The organism is Ruegeria sp., assembly GCF_965199275.1.
In the GTDB taxonomy this organism is placed as follows: domain Bacteria; phylum Pseudomonadota; class Alphaproteobacteria; order Rhodobacterales; family Rhodobacteraceae; genus Ruegeria.
This window is the reverse complement of record NZ_CBDAQX010000021.1, coordinates 356,929-377,866: the sequence shown is the minus strand read 5'-3', so window position 1 is coordinate 377,866 and position 20,938 is coordinate 356,929. Positions and strand designations below refer to the sequence as shown.

General features: G+C 57.9%; 16 protein-coding genes and 1 pseudogene. 6 read left to right on the top strand and 11 right to left on the bottom strand.

Annotated features, from left to right (window positions below; translation table 11 throughout):
* Positions 1-4: 4 nt before the first annotated feature.
* The 4 genes from ACOERD_RS16605 to ACOERD_RS16590 all read right to left on the bottom strand — a co-directional run bounded on the left by ACOERD_RS16605 (position 5) and on the right by ACOERD_RS16590 (position 4,788).
* Complete coding sequence (locus ACOERD_RS16605; RefSeq protein WP_170376639.1) at positions 5-289, bottom strand: DUF4212 domain-containing protein; 285 nt, start codon at positions 287-289, stop codon at positions 5-7.
* 181 nt (positions 290-470) lie between these two features.
* Complete coding sequence (locus ACOERD_RS16600) at positions 471-1,154, bottom strand: adenylate kinase (RefSeq protein WP_419739765.1); 684 nt, start codon at positions 1,152-1,154, stop codon at positions 471-473.
* Between the two features lie 7 nt (positions 1,155-1,161).
* Complete coding sequence (gene acs, locus ACOERD_RS16595) at positions 1,162-3,126, bottom strand: acetate--CoA ligase (protein ID WP_419739764.1); 1,965 nt, start codon at positions 3,124-3,126, stop codon at positions 1,162-1,164.
* Between the two features lie 480 nt (positions 3,127-3,606).
* Entirely contained in the window at positions 3,607-4,788 is a 1,182-nt protein-coding gene (locus ACOERD_RS16590; protein ID WP_419737631.1) for an ISNCY family transposase, read from the bottom strand.
* Positions 4,789-4,957: 169 nt separating this feature from the next.
* Between ACOERD_RS16590 and dctP the strand changes: the two genes are divergently transcribed.
* Genes dctP through ACOERD_RS16575 form a run of 3 tightly spaced genes read left to right on the top strand, consistent with a single transcriptional unit; the run spans position 4,958 to position 8,069 of the window.
* Positions 4,958-5,974, top strand: coding sequence for a TRAP transporter substrate-binding protein DctP (gene dctP / locus ACOERD_RS16585; protein WP_419739763.1), 1,017 nt, complete (start codon positions 4,958-4,960; stop codon positions 5,972-5,974).
* 58 nt (positions 5,975-6,032) lie between these two features.
* Positions 6,033-6,662 carry a TRAP transporter small permease subunit gene (locus ACOERD_RS16580; protein WP_419739762.1) on the top strand — a complete coding sequence of 210 codons (630 nt, stop codon included), beginning with the start codon at positions 6,033-6,035 and terminating at the stop codon, positions 6,660-6,662.
* Between the two features lie 3 nt (positions 6,663-6,665).
* Positions 6,666-8,069, top strand: a complete 1,404-nt coding sequence (locus ACOERD_RS16575) for a TRAP transporter large permease (RefSeq protein WP_170376654.1) — start codon at positions 6,666-6,668, stop codon at positions 8,067-8,069.
* Between the two features lie 261 nt (positions 8,070-8,330).
* Here the strand turns inward: ACOERD_RS16575 and ACOERD_RS16570 are convergent.
* A pseudogene (locus tag ACOERD_RS16570) lies at positions 8,331-8,597 on the bottom strand (ornithine cyclodeaminase); the annotation flags it as partial.
* Between the two features lie 103 nt (positions 8,598-8,700).
* Here ACOERD_RS16570 and istA point away from each other — a divergent pair.
* Positions 8,701-10,209 carry an IS21 family transposase gene (gene istA / locus ACOERD_RS16565; RefSeq protein WP_419737605.1) on the top strand — a complete coding sequence of 503 codons (1,509 nt, stop codon included), beginning with the start codon at positions 8,701-8,703 and terminating at the stop codon, positions 10,207-10,209.
* Positions 10,196-10,927, top strand: coding sequence for an IS21-like element helper ATPase IstB (gene istB, locus ACOERD_RS16560; RefSeq protein ID WP_419737606.1), 732 nt, complete (start codon positions 10,196-10,198; stop codon positions 10,925-10,927). The genes istA and istB overlap by 14 nt, the downstream gene beginning before the upstream one ends.
* Positions 10,928-11,106: 179 nt before the next feature.
* Here istB and ACOERD_RS16555 read toward each other — a convergent pair whose 3' ends face one another.
* The 3 genes from ACOERD_RS16555 to ACOERD_RS16545 all read right to left on the bottom strand — a co-directional run bounded on the left by ACOERD_RS16555 (position 11,107) and on the right by ACOERD_RS16545 (position 12,816).
* Entirely contained in the window at positions 11,107-11,565 is a 459-nt protein-coding gene (locus tag ACOERD_RS16555; protein WP_419739761.1) for a biotin/lipoyl-binding protein, read from the bottom strand.
* Positions 11,566-11,586: 21 nt separating this feature from the next.
* A complete protein-coding gene (locus ACOERD_RS16550; protein WP_170376673.1) occupies positions 11,587-11,943 on the bottom strand; it encodes a DUF3302 domain-containing protein in 357 nt (118 codons plus the stop codon).
* A 108-nt stretch (positions 11,944-12,051) separates the two neighbouring features.
* Positions 12,052-12,816, bottom strand: a complete 765-nt coding sequence (locus tag ACOERD_RS16545) for a DeoR/GlpR family DNA-binding transcription regulator (RefSeq protein WP_419739760.1) — start codon at positions 12,814-12,816, stop codon at positions 12,052-12,054.
* Between the two features lie 179 nt (positions 12,817-12,995).
* Between ACOERD_RS16545 and glpD the strand changes: the two genes are divergently transcribed.
* Positions 12,996-14,585: a glycerol-3-phosphate dehydrogenase gene (glpD, locus tag ACOERD_RS16540; protein WP_419740158.1), complete on the top strand. Its 1,590-nt coding sequence runs from the start codon at positions 12,996-12,998 to the stop codon at positions 14,583-14,585.
* Positions 14,586-14,616: 31 nt separating this feature from the next.
* Here glpD and ACOERD_RS16535 read toward each other — a convergent pair whose 3' ends face one another.
* From ACOERD_RS16535 to metG, 3 genes are all read right to left on the bottom strand, one after another.
* Positions 14,617-17,754, bottom strand: a complete 3,138-nt coding sequence (locus ACOERD_RS16535; protein ID WP_419739759.1) for an efflux RND transporter permease subunit — start codon at positions 17,752-17,754, stop codon at positions 14,617-14,619.
* A 3-nt stretch (positions 17,755-17,757) separates the two neighbouring features.
* Positions 17,758-18,936 carry an efflux RND transporter periplasmic adaptor subunit gene (locus ACOERD_RS16530; RefSeq protein ID WP_170665283.1) on the bottom strand — a complete coding sequence of 393 codons (1,179 nt, stop codon included), beginning with the start codon at positions 18,934-18,936 and terminating at the stop codon, positions 17,758-17,760.
* Positions 18,937-19,184: 248 nt separating this feature from the next.
* The gene (gene metG / locus ACOERD_RS16525) at positions 19,185-20,903 is read right to left on the bottom strand and encodes a methionine--tRNA ligase (protein WP_419739758.1); all 1,719 of its coding nucleotides are present in this window, start codon (positions 20,901-20,903) and stop codon (positions 19,185-19,187) included.
* Between the last annotated feature and the right edge of the window lie 35 nt (positions 20,904-20,938).

The window sequence follows — 20,938 nt, the reverse complement described above, 5'->3', positions numbered from 1 at the left end:
TCCCTTACTCTTCGTCTACGCCGTGTTCGGCGTCTAGCTTGTTCATGCGCCAGGCGTAGTTGAAGATCAGCACCAGAAAGACCAATATTGATCCTTGCTGAGCGAACCAAAAGCCCAGATCAGTACCGCCAACAGATATGCCGGACAGCAGCGGACGCAGCAGGATGCCGAATCCAAACGACACCAGCGCCCAGATCGCGAGGCTGATGTAGATGAGGCGCAGGTTGGCCTGCCAATAGCCCTTATCGGCTTCGGCAGTCTGCGCGGAGTTGGTAGATTGATCCGCCATTGCGGGTTCCTCCTTCGCTTCCTCGTTGGGCGGTCCTTTGCTTCGTTCCTCCAGCGCGCCGGACCGCTTCTCGAATGTAACAGATACCCCGTGGCATCTGACAAAACTCCTCTGTTCCGCCAAGGCGGTGCATCGAAGTATTCTTTTTAAGGATCAAGGCCTTACGGCCTGTCTCCCTCCCTTAGTTCACCTCGCTGGCGACGATTTCCTCCAGGTCGCGCGCGATGTCTTCAATCTTGCCCATGGCGTTCGTCCGCTTCAGAACGCTCTGACCGTCGTAGTAGGTGATCAGTGGGGCTGTCTGTGCGTGATAGGCGCTGAGGCGTGAGGCAACGGTTTCCGCGTTGTCATCGGCCCGGCGCTTGAATTCGGTCCCGCCGCAATTGTCGCAAGTGCCGTCGACCGACGGTTTCTTGAACGTGTCGTGGTAGCCTTCACCGCAACCGGCGCAGGTGTAACGGCCCGAGATCCGGATCACCATTTCGGCATCCTCCACCTCTAGGCTGATCGCGGCGCTGATCTTCTGGTCTTTTTCAGCCAGAAGACCATCCAGCGCCTCGGCCTGAACGGTGGTGCGGGGGAAGCCATCGAGAATGACCCCTTTGGCACAGTCGGGTTCCGCCATGCGATCGCGCAGGATGTCGATGACGATCTGGTCGCTGACCAGCTCGCCGGCCTCCATCACGACTTTCGCCGCCTTTCCGGCATCGGTGCCTGCAGCAACAGCCGCACGCAGAAGGTCACCGGTGCTGAGTTGCACCAGCCCGAACTTGTCTTCCAGCATGCGCGCCTGAGTGCCCTTCCCGGCGCCCGGAGGGCCGAGAAGGATGAGAACAGCAGGAGTTGTCATGGTCGCAGCGTCCATTATGCCCTCACTTATTCGCTCGGTTTGCAATCAGGTCGTCGACGACCGACGGATCGGCCAGAGTGGACGTATCGCCCAGCGAGCCAAAGTCGTTCTCGGCGATCTTGCGTAGAATTCGCCGCATGATCTTGCCCGAGCGTGTTTTGGGCAGGCCTGGGGACCACTGAATGACGTCAGGCGAGGCGATCGGGCCAATCTCGGTCCGGACCCAGGTGCGCAGTTCTTTGAGCAGCTCATCCGAAGGCTCACGGTCATTCATCAGAGTGACATAGCAATAGATGCCTTGTCCTTTGATTTCATGGGGATAGCCTACCACGGCGGCCTCGGCCACTGCTGCGTGCGCCACCAGCGCGCTTTCGACCTCGGCAGTACCCATACGGTGGCCCGAGACGTTGATCACGTCATCGACGCGGCCGGTGATCCAGTAGTCACCACCTTCGTCACGACGGCAGCCGTCGCCGGTGAAGTAGTAGCCTTTGTAGTCCGAGAAATAGGTCTTCTCGAACCGCTCATGATCGCCCCAGACGGTGCGCATCTGGCCGGGCCAGCTGTCCTTGATGCACAGAACACCTTCGACACCGTTTCCTTCAATCTCGACACCGGATTGCGGGTCCAAGACCACCGGTTCGATGCCAAAGAACGGTTTCATCGCCGAGCCGGGCTTCATCGCATGCGCGCCGGGCAGGGGGGTCATCAGGTGACCACCAGTTTCAGTCTGCCACCAGGTATCGACGATCGGGCATTTGCCCTTGCCGACAACCTCGTTGTACCAGTTCCAGGCTTCGGGATTGATTGGCTCACCCACGGTACCCAAAACTTTGAGGTCGCTGAGATCGTGCTTTTCGACCCACTCACTTCCTTGTCCCATCAGGGCGCGGATCGCGGTTGGAGCCGTATAGAACTGGTTGACCTTGTGCTTGGCACATACTTCCCAGAAACGACCTGCATCCGGGTAGGTCGGCACGCCTTCGAACATCAGGGTTGTGGCACCATTGGCCAGCGGACCATAAACGATATAGCTGTGGCCAGTGACCCAACCCACGTCTGCCGTACACCAGTACACATCGCCTTCGTGATAGTCGAAGGTGATCTCATGAGTCATCGCGGCATAGACCAGATAGCCGCCGGTAGTGTGAACCACACCTTTGGGCTGGCCGGTCGAACCCGACGTGTACAGAATAAACAATGGGTCTTCCGCGCTCATCTCGGCTGGGGCGCAATAGTCATCAGCCTCAAGCGCCATTTCGTTATAGTCGTAGTCACGCCCATCGATCCAAGTGGTCTGACCACCTGTGCGTTTGACGACCAGGCATTTTACGCTGTCCTTGCAGTGCAGCAATGCCGCGTCAGCGTTCGATTTCAGCGGCGTTTTGCGGCCGCCGCGCGGGGCTTCATCTGCGGTGATGACGACTTTGGCGTCGCAACCGTTGACACGGGCCGCCAGAGCGTCAGGCGAGAAGCCTGCAAAAACGATCGAGTGAATCGCACCGATGCGCGCGCAGGCCAGCATGGCATAGGCGGCCTCGGGGATCATCGGAAGGTAGATGATGACGCGATCACCTTTGCGTACGCCCATGGATTCTAGAATATTGGCCATGCGGCAGGTGCGGCGGTGCAACTCGGCATAGGTGATGTGCTGGGCAGCATCATTTGGATCATCCGGCTCCCAGATGATTGCGGTCTGATCGCCGCGCGTTTCCAAATGGCGATCCAGGCAGTTGGCCGAGACGTTCAGAGTACCATCGGCATACCAGTTAATCTTGACCGAGCCGAAATCGTAGTTGACATCCTTGACCTGCTTAAAGGGCTTGATCCAGTCGATCCGCTTGCCGTGTTCGCCCCAGAACGCGTCCGGGTCGCTAACCGATGCGGCATACATCTCTTCATATTTCGCGGCATCGACATGCGCCCGCTCAACGGTCTCTGCGGTTGGCGGATAGGTCTTGGCATCTGCCTGGGCAGCGGTGGTCATGTTGAGGCTCCTCCCTCTAGGCTGGATAACTATGGGACGTCTCTTGCCCGTTATTTGAGCATTGTCGATCCCGTTCCTCCCCAATCGAAGTATGGCCGGGTTCAGAAAATAATGAAATAAATTGCCGTATTCCTTGGATTTGTTTGTAAAGAAATTTTTCCGAACGAAGTAAATTAGTCAAAAAATTTCGACTTTCTAAAAAATAAAGTGAAAAAACAACGTTAAAGATGTAATTTTTTTAACCGGCCCAAGAGGGGCGTTTCCGTGGTGATCCGCAGTTATGTCGTCGAACAACAAGAGTCAAAAGATGTGCTTGAAAATCACCTATCAGGACGCAGGGGTGTCGAGAACATTCTGAATTGTCCGGTGTAGGTAACATGCCAATTGTCCGCTTCAGTTGATTGCGCGGTGGCCCAATTCGGAGGGAGCCGTAGGCGACCGTAGATTTGGGCCACCGCGTTCGCGCCACGTCGAAGCGGGTCACGCGACTTTGTGTTTGCTATCCTCCTGTGTGATGGGTGATCCGTCAGGCTGGTAGCGGCCAATGCATCTCGGGCCGTGGAAGATGACCAGTTGACCATCGGGGTATTCGTGGACCCTGACCTTCGCCTTGACGAAATGATGACGGTGCCTGTCTGCCGCGATCTGCATGACCAGGCCCTTGTAGCGCACCGTATTGTCGTTGCCGACGACGCGGTCTTCCTGCACACACAGGGTGTCGCGCACATTGCCTGTAAACGGCACGAAGGCCGAGGTCGTATCCTCCGGCTCCTTTGCAAACAGGGCATTGTGTTCGGGAAGATAGACCTCTTTCAGGAACTGATTGGCCTCTTCAATGGTTGTGATCCCATGGGACCGCAGTTCCTGCGGCAATCGGTTCTGGAACGTGCCAAACATGCGTTCAGACCGTCCACGGGCCTGCGGTGAATAGGCCGGGATCAGCTCAATGCCGAGTTGCTGCAAGGCGCGCCCGACCTGGGTCAGATTGTCCTTGTCCACTTTGCCGCCCGCTTCGGGCGTATGCCAGTAATGAGAGCCCCGATCGGCATAGAGCGAGCAAAACAGACCTTGCGCCTCGATCACCTCTGTCAGCCCCTGAAAACTGCTCATCGTCCCTTCTTCCTCGACAAAGAATGCCGAATAAACCCGGTTGGTGGCATCGTCCATGGTGACGATCAGATCCCACCACTGACCCGGAACCCATTCATGGCTGGAGCCGTCCTGATGCAACATCATGCCAACCATCGGACGGCGGGGCCGCTTGCGCCGATGGGCACCTCGTCGGGGTGCTGCCTGAACCCGGCCGTGGCGCTGCAGTGTAAGCCGCACCCAGTTGTAGCTCTGTGTGAAACCATGGTGGGCCACCAGCTTCTCGTGGAAATGCTTCGGCGTGTAATCCCAGTACTTGGTATCAAACAGTTCAAGCATCTCCATGACCTTATCCGTGGCAACACGATTGTTGGCCAGTTTGCCAAGCCGACGGTCGTACAGACCTTCTGCACCATCCGCCTCAAATCGATCCTCCCAACGCCTGACGGTGCGCACGGATACACCCAGTATCTCAGCCGCCTGTTCTTGCGTCAGCTTGTTCGCGCTTCGCCGCGAATACACATCTTCAAACTTCATCAGTCGAACTTCCTGTAACACTTCTGCTCGGTTCATAACGCCTCCTCTCAGAGACAGAATAGAACCGGACAGATCGCATGTTACATACACCGGACATATCGCGTGTTAGCGACATATCAGGACGCAGGGGTTGGCACATATACATGTTGGCGCTAGCATCTTTCCAAGCGCCTCGGGAGGGGGCGCATCAAAGGGAGAAGATATTATGAAAAAGATGCTGAGCGGTGCCGCCGTCGCCGCCCTTGGCGTTGCCTTCGTGTCCGAGGCCGCAGCCACCGAATGGAACGCCTCGGTCTGGGGCAAGCGCCGCGCCTTTACCGAACATGTCGAAAAACTGGCCGAGCTGGTCTCGGAAAAAACCGGTGGAGAGTTCACGATCAATGTCAGCTATGGCGGCCTGTCGAAGCCGCGCGAAAACCTGGATGGCATCGAGATCGGCGCATTCGAGATCGCGCAGTTTTGTGCCGGTTATCACCGCGACAAGAACCGCGCGATTACCGTGCTGGAACTGCCGTTTCTGGGAGTGAACAATCTGGAAGAAGAGGTTGCCGTCAGCCATGCGGTCTATGATCACCCAGCGGTGGCTGAAGAAATGGCGCAATGGAATGCGCGAATTCTGATGACCTCGCCCATGCCGCAGTACAATTTGGTCGGCACCGGCGATCCACGCGACAATCTGGCCGCGTTCGAAGGCATGCGCGTACGCGCAACAGGTGGTCTGGGCAAAGCGTTTGAGGCCGTGGGCGGTGTACCAACCTCGGTCCCTGCGACTGAGGCGTTCAACGCCATGGAATCGGGTGTGGTCGATACCGTCGCCTTCGCGCAGCACGCGCATCTGTCCTTCGGTACGATCAATGAGGCGGATTGGTGGACGGCAAACCTCAACCCCGGCACTGTGAATTGCCCGGTGGTTGCGAATATCGACGCGTATGAAGCGCTGTCGCCTGAGCACCGCGAAGCTCTCGACAGTTCAATCGATGAGGCCATTGAGCATTATCTGGCCAACTATGCTGGGCTTCTGGAGCAATGGGACAGCGTTCTGGAAGAAAAGGGCGTGCAGAAGGTTATGATCGACGACGCGGTCATTGAAGAGTTCCGCGCTAAGGCGGCCGATCCGATCCGCGAGCAGTGGATTGCAGATATGAGCGCGCAGGGCCTGCCAGCGCAGGACCTCTACGAACTGGTTCAGACCACGCTGACGCAACAGCGCGGCGGCAACTGATCGAATACGCCGGGCGCGTCCCTGCGCCCGGCCTTTCTTGACAAAGGGGATCACCGGAATGGCGGTACAGGCCACGGTGCTGGAGGATGGCAGTCGCCTCAGCCAGATCGATCAGCACTTGCTGAAGGTGGAGCGGGCTCTCGCCTTGATCAGCGGAATAGCCGTCTTTGGACTGATGGTCCTGGCCGTCGTCTCGGTCAGCGGCCGCAACGCGATAAACGCGCCGTTGCCGGGCTATGTGGATTGGATCGAACAGGCGATGCCACTGATCGCCTTTCTCGGCATCTCTTACGTGCAGCGCGATGGCGGCCATATCCGGATGGACATTGTGATCTCGCGTCTGCACGGACGGGCGCTGTGGTTGTTCGAGCTAATCTCGGTCATCCTGATCCTTGTCCTGATGCTGGCATTAGTCTGGGGCAGCTGGTCCCATTTTGACCGATCCTTTGATTTCGGTGCGCCGATGTGGAGCCGCGACAGCTCAATCGACATCGGCATTCCGCTTTGGCCTGCAAAACTACTGGCACCGGTGGCGTTTTCGGTCTTGTCGCTCCGGTTAGTTCTGCAGATCTGGGGCTATGGCCGCGCGTTCGTTCTGGGGCTTGAGGCACCCGTGGCGGTGCCCTTGATCCAAGACGCCGCCGCACAGGCTGCCGCAGAGGCAGAGCAGTTCGAAGGGCAGGACTAGCAGATGGACACGATTGACATCGGCCTTTGGGTAACGGCTGGGCTGCTGGTCCTTGTTGTCACGGGCATGCGAGTGGCCTTTGCGGCAGGTCTGGCCGGGTTGTTCGGCTTGGTTTGGATATTCTGGGCCAAGTTCGGGTACGATCCCGACCGGTTTGGCAAAGCTCTCACCGTTGCCGTCAAAACGGCGGGGCAGGTGCCGCATTCTAAGGTTGCCGCCCATACGCTCAGCCTGATCCCGACCTTCATTCTGATCGGCTACCTTGCCTACTACGCGGGCTTGACGCGCGCGCTTTTCGAAGCGGCCAAACGTTGGATCGCCTGGGTGCCCGGAGGCCTCGCGGTCTCCACCATATTCGCCACGGCAGGGTTTGCTGCCGTCTCTGGCGCCTCAGTTGCCACGTCGGCCGTGTTTGCCCGCATCGCAATTCCCGAAATGCTGAGCGTTGGCTACAACAAGCGCTTCGCCGCAGGCGTTGTCGCTGCTGGGGGGACGCTGGCCTCGCTGATCCCGCCGTCAGCCATCCTTGTGATCTATGCCATCATCGTTGAACAGGACGTCGGCAAGCTGCTGCTGGCGGGCTTCATTCCCGGAGCGTTTTCTGCCGTGATCTATGGCTTGCTCATTGTCGGTATCGCGGTTGTGTTCAAATCCGTTGGCCCTCCTGTCACCGGTTTCACTTGGAAACAGCGGTTCCAAGCGCTTCCTGGGGCGATCCCGATCGTTGCCGTCATCCTGATCATCATCTGTTTCGTCTACAACCCATTCGGCGAACAGGCTTGGGGCACCCCGACCGAAGGCGGAGCCATAGGCGCGTTCATCGTCTTCTGTTTCGCACTGGTTCATGGCATGCGCTGGCCCGAATTCAAATCGGCTCTTTTAGAGACAGCGAAGCTAACGGCCATGATTTTCTCGATCATCTGGGGCGTGCTGATCTACGTGCGGTTCCTGGGCTTTGCAGACCTTCCGGGTGCATTCTCGGATTGGATCACTTCGCTTGAGATGTCGCCGATGCTGATCCTGATCTGCATCCTTCTGGCCTATGCCGTGTTGGGGATGTTCATGGATGCCATCGGGATGTTGCTGCTGACATTACCCGTCGTCTATCCCGCTGTTATGGCCCTGAACGGAGGGGAAACCGTCAGCGCCGCAGACAGCGCTTTTGGCATGTCCGGCCCAATGTGCGCGATCTGGTTTGGGATATTGGTGGTGAAAATGGCCGAATTCTGTCTGATCACGCCACCCATTGGTCTGAACTGCTTTGTAGTTGCAGGGGTTCGGCCAGACCTGAGCGTTCAGGATGTCTTTAAGGGGGTCACCCCGTTCTTCCTGGCGGACGCGGCCACTATTGCGCTGCTTGTGGCATTTCCGGGCATCGTTCTCTACTTGCCGTCTTTGGCAGGCTAGGAGTTTGCGAGGCTCTGCCTCGCGCTCCGGGATATTTTTAGCCAAATGAAGTAGGGATCCGCTCTCCAATATCAACGTTGGAGAGCTTCACCTGGCGCGGTCATCGGCGTCCCCGCCTGTACCGCAAAAGACGAATACCGAATCTAGGTTAACGATCCGTTTCTTCATCTGGCTAAAAATATCCCGGGGGAGTCGCCCGGAACGGGCGGCGGGGGCAGAGCCCCCATTTTGACACTGAACGGGAGCGGAATCGGAAGCGGGTTAGCCCGCGCGCATGAGCATTCCAAACAGATCGCGGGGATCGTCAGGGTCGGCCAGCATGTCCAGCGGTTCGAAGAAGTCAGTCTCCGCGACCGCACTCTTGATGACGCGCAGAGCCGAAAAGTCCTCGATGGCGAAGCCGACACTGTCGAACAGAGTGATCTGCTTGTCGTCTGTCCGACCGCTTGCTTGACCGGTCATGACCTGCCAAAGTTCCGTGACAGGATGGTCATCTTCCAAAGCCTGAATTTCGCTGTAGAAAAGCGTGCAATTTTGACCCCCTAAGCGGGGAAATCGGCGTCCAAATTTGACCCCTCCCTATGGTTGTAGACATCCTTTTCATTGAGCAGTCGATGGAGAGGCAAGCGGGATGATTTGCGTGGAAACTATTAGAAAAGTGCGTCGCTTACACCTGATCGAAAAAAAGAGCATCAAGGAAATTTGCCGTTCGCTCAATTTGAGCCGTGCAACGGTTCGAAAGATAATCCGATCGGGAGTGACGGAGTTCAAATATGAGCGCAAATCGCAGCCATACCCGGTGCTCGGGCCTTGGCGCGCGCGTCTGGATGAAACGCTTGAGGAGAACGAGGCGCTTCCGAAGAAACACCGCAAGCGGATGACCAAAATCTGGAAGGAACTCTCCGATGATGGTTTTGGCGGCGGGTATGACAGTGTTCGACGCTACACAAAGAATTGGCGCATTGCGCACGGCCGACAACAGGCGCAGGCGTTCATCCCGCTGATCTTTGATCCTGGGGAGGCGTACCAGTTCGACTGGAGTGTGGAGACGGTTTTGATGGACGGTGCACTCACGACCGTGAAGGTTGCCCATTTCAAACTTTGCCATAGCCGCATGCCATTCTCCATTGCCTATCCGCGCGAGACGCAGGAGATGGTCTTTGATGCCCACGACGAGGCCTTCAAATTCTTTGGTGGAGGCTGCATCAACGGGATCTACGATAACATGACGACCGCCGTCGATGCGATCCTGTCGGGCAAGGAAAGAAAGTTCAACAAGGCATTCTCCCGGATGTGTTCTCATCATCTGGTGAACCCGATCGCCTGTACGCGCGCGGCCGGTTGGGAGAAGGGTCAGGTTGAGAATCTGGTCAAGGAGAGCCGCGCCTATAGTTTTACACCGCGTCTGGAGGTGGCCGACTTCGATGAATTGAATGCCCGGCTGCAAAAAGACGCGATCAAACGCGCAAAAGAACTGCGGCATCCGGAAAACCTGGAGGTGACGGTCTGGGAGGAGTTCCAGCAGGAAAAGCCGCTGCTGACGCATCTGCAGAAGCCCTTCGTCGGGTTCCGTGAAAAGACGGTCGCCGTGAGCCGAACCTGCCTGATCAACTTCGAAAGAAACAAATACAGCGTTGAGGCAAGAGCTGTTGGACGTCAGGTCCAGTTGCAGGTCTACGCCACGCGGATTGTCCTGCGCCAAGACGGTGAGATTGTCGGAGAGCACGAACGGTGCTTCGGCCGAGGAAAAACGATCTTCAACCCTTGGCACTATGTGCCCGTCCTCAAGCGCAAGCCTGGCGCTCTGCGCAATGGAGCACCGTTCCGTGACTGGGACCTACCACCGGCAATGACGCAGATCTGGACCCATCTGCGGGGCACATCCGACGGAGACCGGCAACTTGCCGATATTCTTTTCGCTGCTTACCAGCACGACATTGATGTGGTCGAGGCTGCCTGCGAAGAAGCTCTAAAATCTGGCCTGCGCAAGGCCGATGCGATCCTGAACATTGTCTCTCGGCGCACCAATCCCCCGCCGCCAAAGGCGATTGAGCCGCCTGCCCACCTGCAGCTGAAAATGGCACCGATCGCGGATTGCGCTCGCTATGACAGGCTTGGAGGCTCCCATGCAACTGCGTAAGGAAATTCTCGAACTTGCCCGTCAACTGAAGTTGCCAGGCATCGTCAACTGCTTTGACGAAGTGATGCAGGCCGCAGCCAAAAACAACTGGCGGCCCCAACAGGTCGTGGCCGAACTCCTCACGGCCGAACTGGCCGAAAAGACTGCGCGCTCGATCCGGTATCAGATGGGTGCCGCAAAGTTCCCGGTCTGCAAGTCCTTACCTGAGTTCGACTTCACGGTCAGCCCCGTCAACGAGGAAGTCGTGCGCAATCTTCATGACGGCGATTTTATGGACCAGGCCAGGAATGGCGTGCTGGTCGGTGGAACCGGATCGGGCAAAACGCATCTCGCAACAGCGATCGGGGGCCACGCGGTCAATAACCGCCGGCGGGTCAGGTTCTTCAGCGCTGTGGATCTCGCGAACAAGCTGGAGGCTGAACATCGCGAAGGCAACGCCGGGCGGCTCAGCGAGCAGCTGATCCGCGTCGACCTCGTGATTATAGACGAACTCGGTTATCTGCCGTTCGCAGAGTCTGGTGGACGATTACTCTTCCATCTCATCAGCAAACTGTACGAGCGAACGTCTATTCTGCTAACAACCAACCTCGCATTTGCTGAATGGCCGAGTGTGTTCACAGATGCCAAAATGACCACTGCTCTCCTGGATCGACTGACACACCATTGCGATATCATCGAAACCGGGAACGAAAGCTGGCGAATTAACCACCGCGACTAACCTCGAAATCGGGGAATAAATTCAAAACAGACAGCAGGTCAAACCTTCAGTCGAGCTACGCTCTCTTTTCGGTTTGACCTGCTGTCCACCCCCTCCTGAATCAACCTAAACACGACCCCCTCAACGCCCCTCTTAGCTCCAAGGGGGGTCAAATTTGGACGCCGATGGGGGGTCATTATTCAATGCCGATTGACAGGGAGCGCATAGGCAAGCTGCGCGTTGGCGCGTTCCACAGCTTCGGTTGAAGCCACAACGTCCTGTTCTAGAATCTTGGCGTTCTGCTCGGCGGCGACTAGTTGCGCCTTGGCATTGTCGACGGCCAGCGAAAACACGGTGTCGTCAAAACGATAGAGCGGATCGCCCTTGGTGATCTGAGTGTTCGGCTCGACTAAGACTTCGGTCAAAATCGTCGGCTGGGTCAGTTTTGGCACGATCTGAATCGTAGATCGCACGACATGGCTGTCGACCGAGAAGGGCTGAAAGAAGCGCAGCGCGACGAGGAAGATCAGCAGCAAATGCGCACCGACCCAGAATGACACAATTCCCCAGGCGATGTTGAACTTGAGCCACTCCATCTTGAAGAAGATGAACCAGACGAAAATGATGTAAAACAGCGTAATGCCGAGGGCGACGAACATGTCTGAGTGTTTCCTTTGGCCTTAGCTTTTCTGCGTCTCGTCAGGCGCAGCCTGGTATTCTTCTTTGACCGTACCGCCAAGGCGTTCGATATCCTTGCGGATTGCGTCTTTCTCCTCGTCCGGACCGCGACGCATGTCGACCGTCACGCCGTCATGGAACGCCCACATGAAGGCATGAACCCACGGGACAACGGCCAAAAAACCCATCCATCCCATGATCTTGACGGCTTCGGCATGTGGATGATTGCGCTTGATCGCGATCCGTCCAGGCAGCCCCATAAGGAAGAGAAACAACGCCATAACCGCTGCCAGAAGCAGGATCAGTGCCACGAATGTCAGATAGTCGTAGTAGCCTAGCGGCTGCCCCAAAAGTCCCATGCTCGATGCCTCCTGTCGGGAAGGTTGTCTCATCCTCAGACGTAGGCCCCTGTCTCGTCAATGACTTTGTGATGGGACCTAGCGTTTCCGAACCCGAGGCAGTGCGGATCAGTCAGGACAGACGATCAGACCCGTGCCCCATTCTGCACATTTTGCCGAGAGGTCGAGCGTGAGCGGCTCATCGGTGTAGAAGCCATCAATCTCGGCCAGCGAGGTGATGCGGGCAGGGGCAAGCCGCTGGAATTTTGAATGATCGGCCACCAGCAGCGTGCGCCGGGCCTGCGCGATGATCGTCTGGCTGACTTGGACTTCCTGAAAGTCGAAATCCAGCAGATCACCTTCGGGGTCCAGCGCCGAGCATCCGATCACCGCATAGTCGAACTTGAACTGAAGGATCGTTGAGACAGTAAGGTTGCCCACCAGCCCTCCGTCCGAGCGACGAAGGACACCACCCGCCAACACAATCTCGCAATCGGGGTTTTCGACGAGAATATTGGCGACGTTCGTATTGTTCGTAACCACCATCAGGTCCTTGTGGTTCAGCATCTGCCGCGCCACGGCCTCGGTCGAGGTGCCGATATTCATGAAGACCGACGCTCCGTCCGGAATGTCATTGGCACATGCCTTCGCCATTCGGGTCTTGGCGTCTGCATTCAGGGTGCGGCGATCCTCATACCCGATGTTGGAGACGCCGGAGCGCAAGACAGCCCCGCCATGTACGCGGTCCAGCTTCCCGGCATCAGCCAGCTCGGACAGGTCCCGGCGGATTGTCTGGACCGTCACGCCAAACCGCTCGGCCAAACCGTCAACAGTAACGCGGCCCTCGGTGCTGGCGATCTCAAGAATGTCGGATTGGCGGAAAGAGAGCGACATGTTTGGACCCATTCAGATGATGTGTTTTCGTTTTTCTTCTTTTGACCAAAATAAGCAAGCTGATATGCAGAATATTCATAGTTGTGTTGCAAAGCGAAAATAAACGAACATAAACATTGATTATACGAATGCAGTGCTGATTAATGCGCGCAACCAGATTGGATAGGGAATCACAAGCCATGCAAGCGACGGACGATCAGATCAGCGACCTGTTCATCATCGGCGGCGGGATCAACGGATGCGGCATCGCGCGGGATGCGGCGGGACGGGGGCTGTCTGTTACCTTGGCCGAGATGAATGATCTTGCTTCGGCGACGTCGTCAGCCTCGACCAAACTGTTTCATGGCGGGCTGCGCTATCTGGAGTATTTTGAGATCCGGCTGGTGCGCGAGGCACTGATCGAGCGTGAGACGTTGCTGCGCGCAATGCCTCATATCAGTTGGCCGATGCGCTTTGTGCTGCCCTATCACAAGGACATGCGCTTTGATTCCGAGACGCCGACATCGAAGCTGCTCAGCACCGTCATGCCCTGGATGCGCGGGCGTCGCCCCGCGTGGCTGATTCGTCTGGGTCTGTTCATGTACGACAACCTTGGGGGGCGTAAAATTTTGCCGGGAACGAAGTCGCTGGATCTGCGCAGCGCTCCGGAAGGTGGTCCTTTGCAGGGCAAGTTCGAAACAGCCTATGAATACTCGGACTGCTGGATCGAAGATGCGCGTCTGGTGGTTCTCAACGCGCGCGACGCCGAATCCCGTGGAGCGCGGATTATGGTGCGGACAGAAGTTGTCTCGGCCGAACGAGTTGACGAGTTGTGGCATGTCACCATCCGCGACCGGGCGACCGGGGAAAGCCAACTGATCCGTGCGAGAATGCTGATCAATGCAGGCGGCCCGTGGGTAGGGGACATCATCCAGACCAAGATCCGGGTGAACTCACGCGAAGGAGTTCGTCTGGTGCGCGGCAGTCATATCGTGACAAAGAAGCTCTACGATCACGACAAGTGTTACTTCTTCCAAGGCGAAGATGGCCGCATCATTTTCGCAATCCCATATGAGCAGGATTTTACCCTGATCGGTACGACGGATCAGGACCATTCGGATCCCTCTGAGCCTCCGGTCTGCACCGAGGCCGAACAGACCTACTTGTGCGAGTTCGCAACCAAGTATTTCAAGAAACCGGTGACGCAGGACGATATCGTCTGGACCTATTCGGGCGTACGGCCGCTCTATGATGATGGGGCCAGCAGCGCGACGGCGGCGACGCGGGACTATACATTGAAGGTTGATGCGCAGGGTGGGGCGCCTGTTTTGAACGTGTTCGGAGGCAAGATCACGACCTACCGTCGCCTGGCGGAGAGCGCGCTGGAGAAAGTCGCCGAGCATTTCCCGAACCTGCCGGGACCCTGGACAGCGGGCGTGGCTTTGCCGGGCGGAGACTTTCCCGTCGATGGCGTGCAGGACCTCAAGCAGGTGTTGATCCGGGACTATCCGTTCCTCACTGAGAAATGGGCGGCCCGTTTGATCCGCGCATACGGGACAGAGGCGCGTGTCGTGTTGGGGGAGGCAAAAGACGTCGCTGATTTGGGTGAAGACTTCGGTGCAACCCTCACCGCGCGAGAATTGGAATGGCTGATGGACAAAGAATACGCCCGCAGCGCCGAGGACGTGGTCTGGCGTCGCAACAAGCTGGGGCTGCGGTTGAGTGCTGAGCAGATCGCGCGCATTGACCAGTGGATGTCAGAGCGGTTGAAAACGGACGATGCGGCATAAAAAAGCCCCGCCGATTTGGTGGGACTTTTTCTTAGGCGGTTTCCTCGGACGGGCCGGGATCATTCTTGCTCCCCTTGATCCATTCCCGCAACCCCTGCATCAGGGCGTAGAGGACTGGCACAAGGATTACGCCGACCAGTGTGGCGGCCAGCATGCCGCCGAACACGGCGACACCGATGGCCTTCTGGCTGGCCGCCCCCGCGCCATTGGCGGCCAGCAGCGGGACAACCCCCAATAGGAAGGACAGCGCCGTCATCATCACGGCCCGGAAACGCTGATAGGCGGCCTCGGCAGCGGCGTCTTTGATCGACAGGCCTTTGGCGCGTTGCTCCATGGCGAACTCGACGATCAGAATGCCGTTCTTTGAGGCAAGCCCCACCAGCATGATCATCCCGATCTGCGTATAGAGGTTGATGTCACTGCCCACGATCGCCACGGCTGCGACCGCCCCGAACAGGGCGACAATCACTGACAGCAAGATCGACACCGGCAAGGTCCAGCTTTCGTATTGGCCCACCAGGAACAGGTAGCCAAACAGGATCGCCAGCCCAAGGATCACGATGACCAGACCGCCCGAGGCCAGCTGTTGCTGGGCCGTGCCGGTCCATTCGAACGCATAACCGGGGGGCAGGGCGGTTGCCGATTCCTCGGTCATCACATTGATCGCGTCACCCGTGGACAGGCCCGGAGCGGGCACCGCCGTCACCGTTGCCGACCGGAACAGGTTGTGCCGCTTCAGCAAGACCGGACCCAACACGTTTTCCACGTCAATCAAAGTGCCCAGAGGCACCATCTCACCCTGTTGCGTGCGGACATAGAGGTTCGAGATATCCTCGACATTGTCGCGATAGGTGCCATCAGCCTGAATCATCACGCGGTAGACACGACCGAACAGGTTGAAGTCGTTCACGTAGTAAGACCCCAACTGCGCCTGCATCGTTTGGAAAATCTCGGCGACCGAGACCTGCAGGGTTTTGGCCTTTTCCCGATCCAGATCAACAAAAAGCTGCGGAACGTTTGCGCGGAAGGTGGTGTATGACTGGCCGATCTCGGGCCGCTGGTTCGCCGCGTAAACGAATGAGCCAACAGCCGATGCTAGATCCTGAGGCGAGCCACCACCTGTCTGTTGCACCTCCATCTCGACACCGGCCGACATGCCGAGGCCCTGAATGGGCGGCGGGTTGAAGGCCACGATCGAAGCCGCGGATTCACCGTTCGCAATCGCAAGTACCTTGGCGAGGATGGCGTCGGCACTCAGGTCTTCTTCCTGCCGGTCGGCCCAGTTTTCGAGGTTGACGAAAATCGCCGCACCGTTGGTCGTGGTGCCGTTCAGCAGCGAGAAGCCATTGATCAGAACGGTGCTGGCAACGCCCGGAATTTCGCGGATCTGTTCGTCCACACGGGCCGAGATCGTCTCGGTCCGCTCCAGCGTGGCGGCATCGGGCAGTTGGATATCCACGAACAGATAGCCATTGTCCTCGAGTGGGATAAACCCGCTGGAGGTGTTGGACATGATCGTGCCGGTTCCCATCCCCAAGGCGACAATCACACCCAGCGCGACAATCGGCAGGATCAGCAGTTTACGCACGATGGCGACATAGCCGTTTCGGACGGTCCCGATCAGCCCTTCGAACAGCGCCAGCAACCCTTTGGGCGGGCCGGAGCGTGCGCGTAGAACCAAGCCACACAGGGCAGGCGATAGGGTCAGAGCGTTGATGGACGAGATCACAACCGCCGTCGAAATCGTCACGGCAAACTGCGAATAGAGCCTGCCTGAGATGCCAGGCATGAAGGTCACCGGCACGAACACGGCCAGCAGAACCAGCGTTGTCGCGATAACAGGGCCAGTGATCTGGCCCATCGCCTTACGAGTCGCCTCGGCAGGGGGCAGCCCCTCATCCGCGATGATCCGCTCGACGTTTTCGACGACCACGATGGCGTCGTCCACCACGATCCCGATGGCCAAAACCAAAGCGAACAGAGAGATCGTGTTCAGCGACATTCCGAAGGCCAGCAAAAAGGCGAATGTCCCGATCAATGAGACCGGGATCGCCACCGCTGGAATGATCGTCGCCCGCCAACTGCCCAGGAACACGAACACGACCGAGATCACCAGAATGAAGGTCAGGATCAGGGTCGAGACCACATCGTTCAGCGAGGCTTCGACAAAGTCGGTGGTGTTGAAGGGGACACTGTATTCGACGTCTGTGGGGAAGGACCGGGAGAGGCGATCAAGCTCGGCCTGTACTCGCTCGGACACAGCAAGCGCGTTGGCACCGGGGGCCTGGTAAATGCCGATCACGGTCGCAGGCACAGCATCGAAATAGCCGGACGCCGCGTAGTACTCGGCGCCCAATTCAACGCGTCCAATGTCACGTACGCGCACAATGGAACCAGCGTCACCCGTTCGAATTACGATGTCACCAAATTCTTCTGCCGATGTCAGGCGCCCTTTGGTTTTGATCGTGTATTGAAAGGTCTGTCCCTCGGGCACCGGAGGCGCACCGATGGAGCCTGCGGAGACTTCGATATTCTGTTCGCGAATGGCATTGATCACATCGCCGGGCGTGATCGACAGAGCGGCCATCTGGTCGGGATCCATCCAGATCCTCATGGCGTATTCCAGATTGGTCAGAACGTCCGCCTTACCTACACCCTGAACCCGCGCTAGGGCGTCTTTCAGGTTGATCGAGGCATAGTTGGACAGAAACACGCTGTCGTATGTGCCGTTGGGCGAAGTCAGAGTGACCAGCAACAGCATGTTGGTTGACGCCTTCTGCGTCACTACGCCGGACGAGGTTACCTCGGACGGAAGTGATGACATGGCCTGCGCCACGCGGTTCTGCACGTTGACCGAGGCGATATCCGGGTCAGTGCCGACCTCAAAGGTAACGTTCAACGAATAGGAGCCATTGTCGGATGAGGTCGACGTCATGTAGATCATGTCGTCCACACCATTGACCTGCGCCTCGATGGGCGCAGCGACGGTGTTTTCCACGGTCTCGGCATTGGCGCCGGTATAGGTGGTCGAGACGCTGACAACCGGAGGTGTGATGTCCGGGAACTGGGCGACCGGCAGAACCATATAGCCGATACTGCCCATGATCGTCAGGACGAGAGAAATGACAAGCGCCAGCTTGGGCCGGCTGATGAACAGGGCTGAGAACATGCCTTATTCTCCTGGCTGCTCGGACGCGACAACCGCGTCCACCGCCACGCCGGGGCGCACGCGTTGCAGGCCCTCGACAATCACGCTTTCACCTTCGCGCAGACCTTCCGAGACGATTATGGCCGTGCCCACGGAGTCGCCGGTCGTGATATAGCGCTGCTCGACCATCTGCTGGTCATTGACGACTAATACGAACTCGCCGCGCTGGTCCCGCTGCAATGCGGCCTGAGGGATCAGGACCTGCAGGGTCGGCTCCAGTGCCTCGATCTGCACATTCACGAAGGCACCATCGATGATCAGGCGATCTGCGTTGTCAAACTCGGCCCGCACGGTGATAGCGCCGGTCAGAGGGTCGATGCGGTTGTCGACAAAGACGATCTCACCAGTTTCGTCTAGTTCGGTTCCGTTCGGCAGAATGACATGGACATTGGGGCTTTTGTTGCTTTCCGCCAGAGAGGCGGCACTTTCACCAACCTGTTGAAGAACCGAGGTGAACTGTTTCTCATTCAAGGAAAAGTTCACATAAATCGGCGCTTCGCTGACCAGATTGACCAGCGGTGGGTTCGTGGGGCCAACCACATCACCTACGCTGGTAGTGACCCGACCTAGGCGACCGGTAAAGGGCGCGTGGATCTCGGTATAGCTGAGGTCCAGCTCCGCCTGTTGAATGGCGGCGTTTGCGGCTTTGACCTCGGCCTCGGCGACAAGTTCGTTGGCGCGCGCGATGTCGCGTTCCGACTCTGGCGTAGCATCGCGCCGGAAGAGTTCCTCTTTCCGCGCGAGATCGACCTTGGCCAGTTCTAAATTAGCTTCGGCGCGGTCAAGATCAGCTTTGCGAGCTTCAAGTGTCGCCTGATAGAGGTCCGGTTCGATCTTGAACAGCAGATCGCCCTCGGTCACCAGAGCGCCATCTTCGACCTCCTGACTATCAAGAAATCCGCTGACGCGCGCGACGATGTCGACCTTGTTGATGGCTTCTGCACGACCGATAAAGCTTGCCTCATCGGTGATCTCTTCGGTGTAGGCTGCGGCGATTGACACTTTCGCGGCGGGTGCTTCACTTTCGTCTTGCGCAAGTGCCGGATAGCCAAAACCGATGCATGACAAAATGACCAGAGGGCGGCACAGTGCGGTGACAGCACCACGAGATCGATTGCGGGGCTGCTTCAGAGCGACGGACATGTCAAAAGCCTCATACATTTCAATAAAACTGAGCCTACTCGCAGCCTTAAAAAGCGACGAGTCGGCAGAACTTGAGGGCAGGATGGCCGTTTTGCAAACATATCTCAAGGTGATTGAAAGGTTGGGATGGTTGGTGGGTTGCGAAAATCCCGTGCAACCAGACCGGTTTACGGAGTGCGTGCTGTTTGAAGGGCCCAAAAGAAAGGGGGCCGTCGAGGCCCCCGTTTCAGAACTTCATGCAGCTTGTGTCAGTCGCGCGTACCCGCAAATTTCTCCTGCCACTCGTCACGGTCCTCGTCGGCGATCTTGGCGAACAGGACATCAGGTACCGAGAACGCATGACCTGCGGGCAGGGCGTTCAGCGCAGCCTCGACATCTTCGGGCCAGCTTGTATCCAGCGTATTCATTGCACTCAGCATCTTGGCTGAAGCGTCGGGAATAAAGGGCGCGCTCAGAACCGCGTAGAGGCGGATCAGGTTGAGGCCAAGGCGAACTTGCGCTGCCGCCTGTTCGGGGTCTTCCTTAAAGGTCGACCACGGGGCTGCGGATTGCAGATATTCGTTACCGGCCACCCAGATCGCCCGAAGCTCTTGCGCGGATTTGCGGACTTCCATGGCCTCCATGTGGCCTTCATAGGCGCGAACGCGGCGGGTGATGTCCGCGATAAGTTCTTGTTCGCGCGCGCCGAATGTACCGCCTTCGGGCACGGATTCGCCGAATTTCGAGCGGCAGAATTTGGTGATCCGGCTGACAAAGTTGCCCAGAACGTCCGCAAGGTCCTTGTTCACCGACTGCTGGAAATTCTCCCACGTGAACTCACTGTCGCTGCTTTCGGGCGCATGGCTCAGCAGCCACCAGCGCCAGTAGTCGGCGGGCAGGATCGCCAGCGCCTGATCCATGAACACACCGCGACCCTGCGAGGTCGAGAACTGGCCGCCGTCATAGTTCAGGTAGTTGAACGACTTCAGGTGATCGACCATCTTCCACGGCTCGCCCGAGCCCAGAATGGTGGCCGGGAAGCTGAGCGTGTGGAAGGGCACGTTGTCCTTGCCCATGAACTGCACGTAACGCACATCGTCCGCGCCTTTATCGCTGCGCCACCAACGCTCCCAATCGGCATCTGGTTTGCCATTGGCATCGGCCCATTCCTTGGCGCAGGCGATGTATTCGATGGGGGCGTCAAACCAGACATAGAAGACTTTGCCCTCCATCCCCGGCCAGTCCTGATCACCTTTCTTAACGGGAACACCCCAGTCCAGATCGCGGGTGATGCCCCGGTCTTGCAGGCCGTCGCCGTCATGCAGCCATTTCTTGGCAATAGATGTGGTCAGGATCGGCCAATCCGTCTTGCTGTCGATCCATGCATCCAACTGATCCTTCATCGCCGACTGGCGCAGATACAGGTGCTTGGTCTCGCGAACTTCCAGATCGGTGGAACCGCTGATCGCGCTGCGCGGTTCGATCAGGTCGGTCGGGTCCAACTGCTTGGTGCAGTTCTCGCACTGGTCGCCTCGCGCGCGGTCATAGCCACAGTTGGGGCAGGTACCTTCGATATAGCGATCCGGCAGGAACCGGCCATCGGCGTTCGAGTAGACCTGCTTTTCGCTGACCTCACGGATCAGACCAGCCTCATCCAGCTTGCCTGCGAAGTGCTGCGTCAGGTGGCGGTTCTGTTCACTGGAGGAACGACCAAAGTGATCGAAGCTCAGGCCAAAGCGTTTGGCGATATCGGCCTGCACCGCATACATATCGGCGCAATACTCCGCGACGGGCTTGCCCGCCTTGGCCGCGGCCAGTTCGGCCGGGGTGCCGTGTTCGTCAGTGGCGCAGAGGAACAAGACCTCGTTCCCCCGGCCACGCTGGTAACGTGCGTAAAGGTCGGCAGGCAATTGCGAGCCGATCAGGTTGCCGAGGTGCTTGATCCCGTTGATGTAGGGGATCGCCGAAGTGATGAGAATCCGAGCCATTTTGCGTGTCCACGTAACTGTCTGCGCGCCCGTCT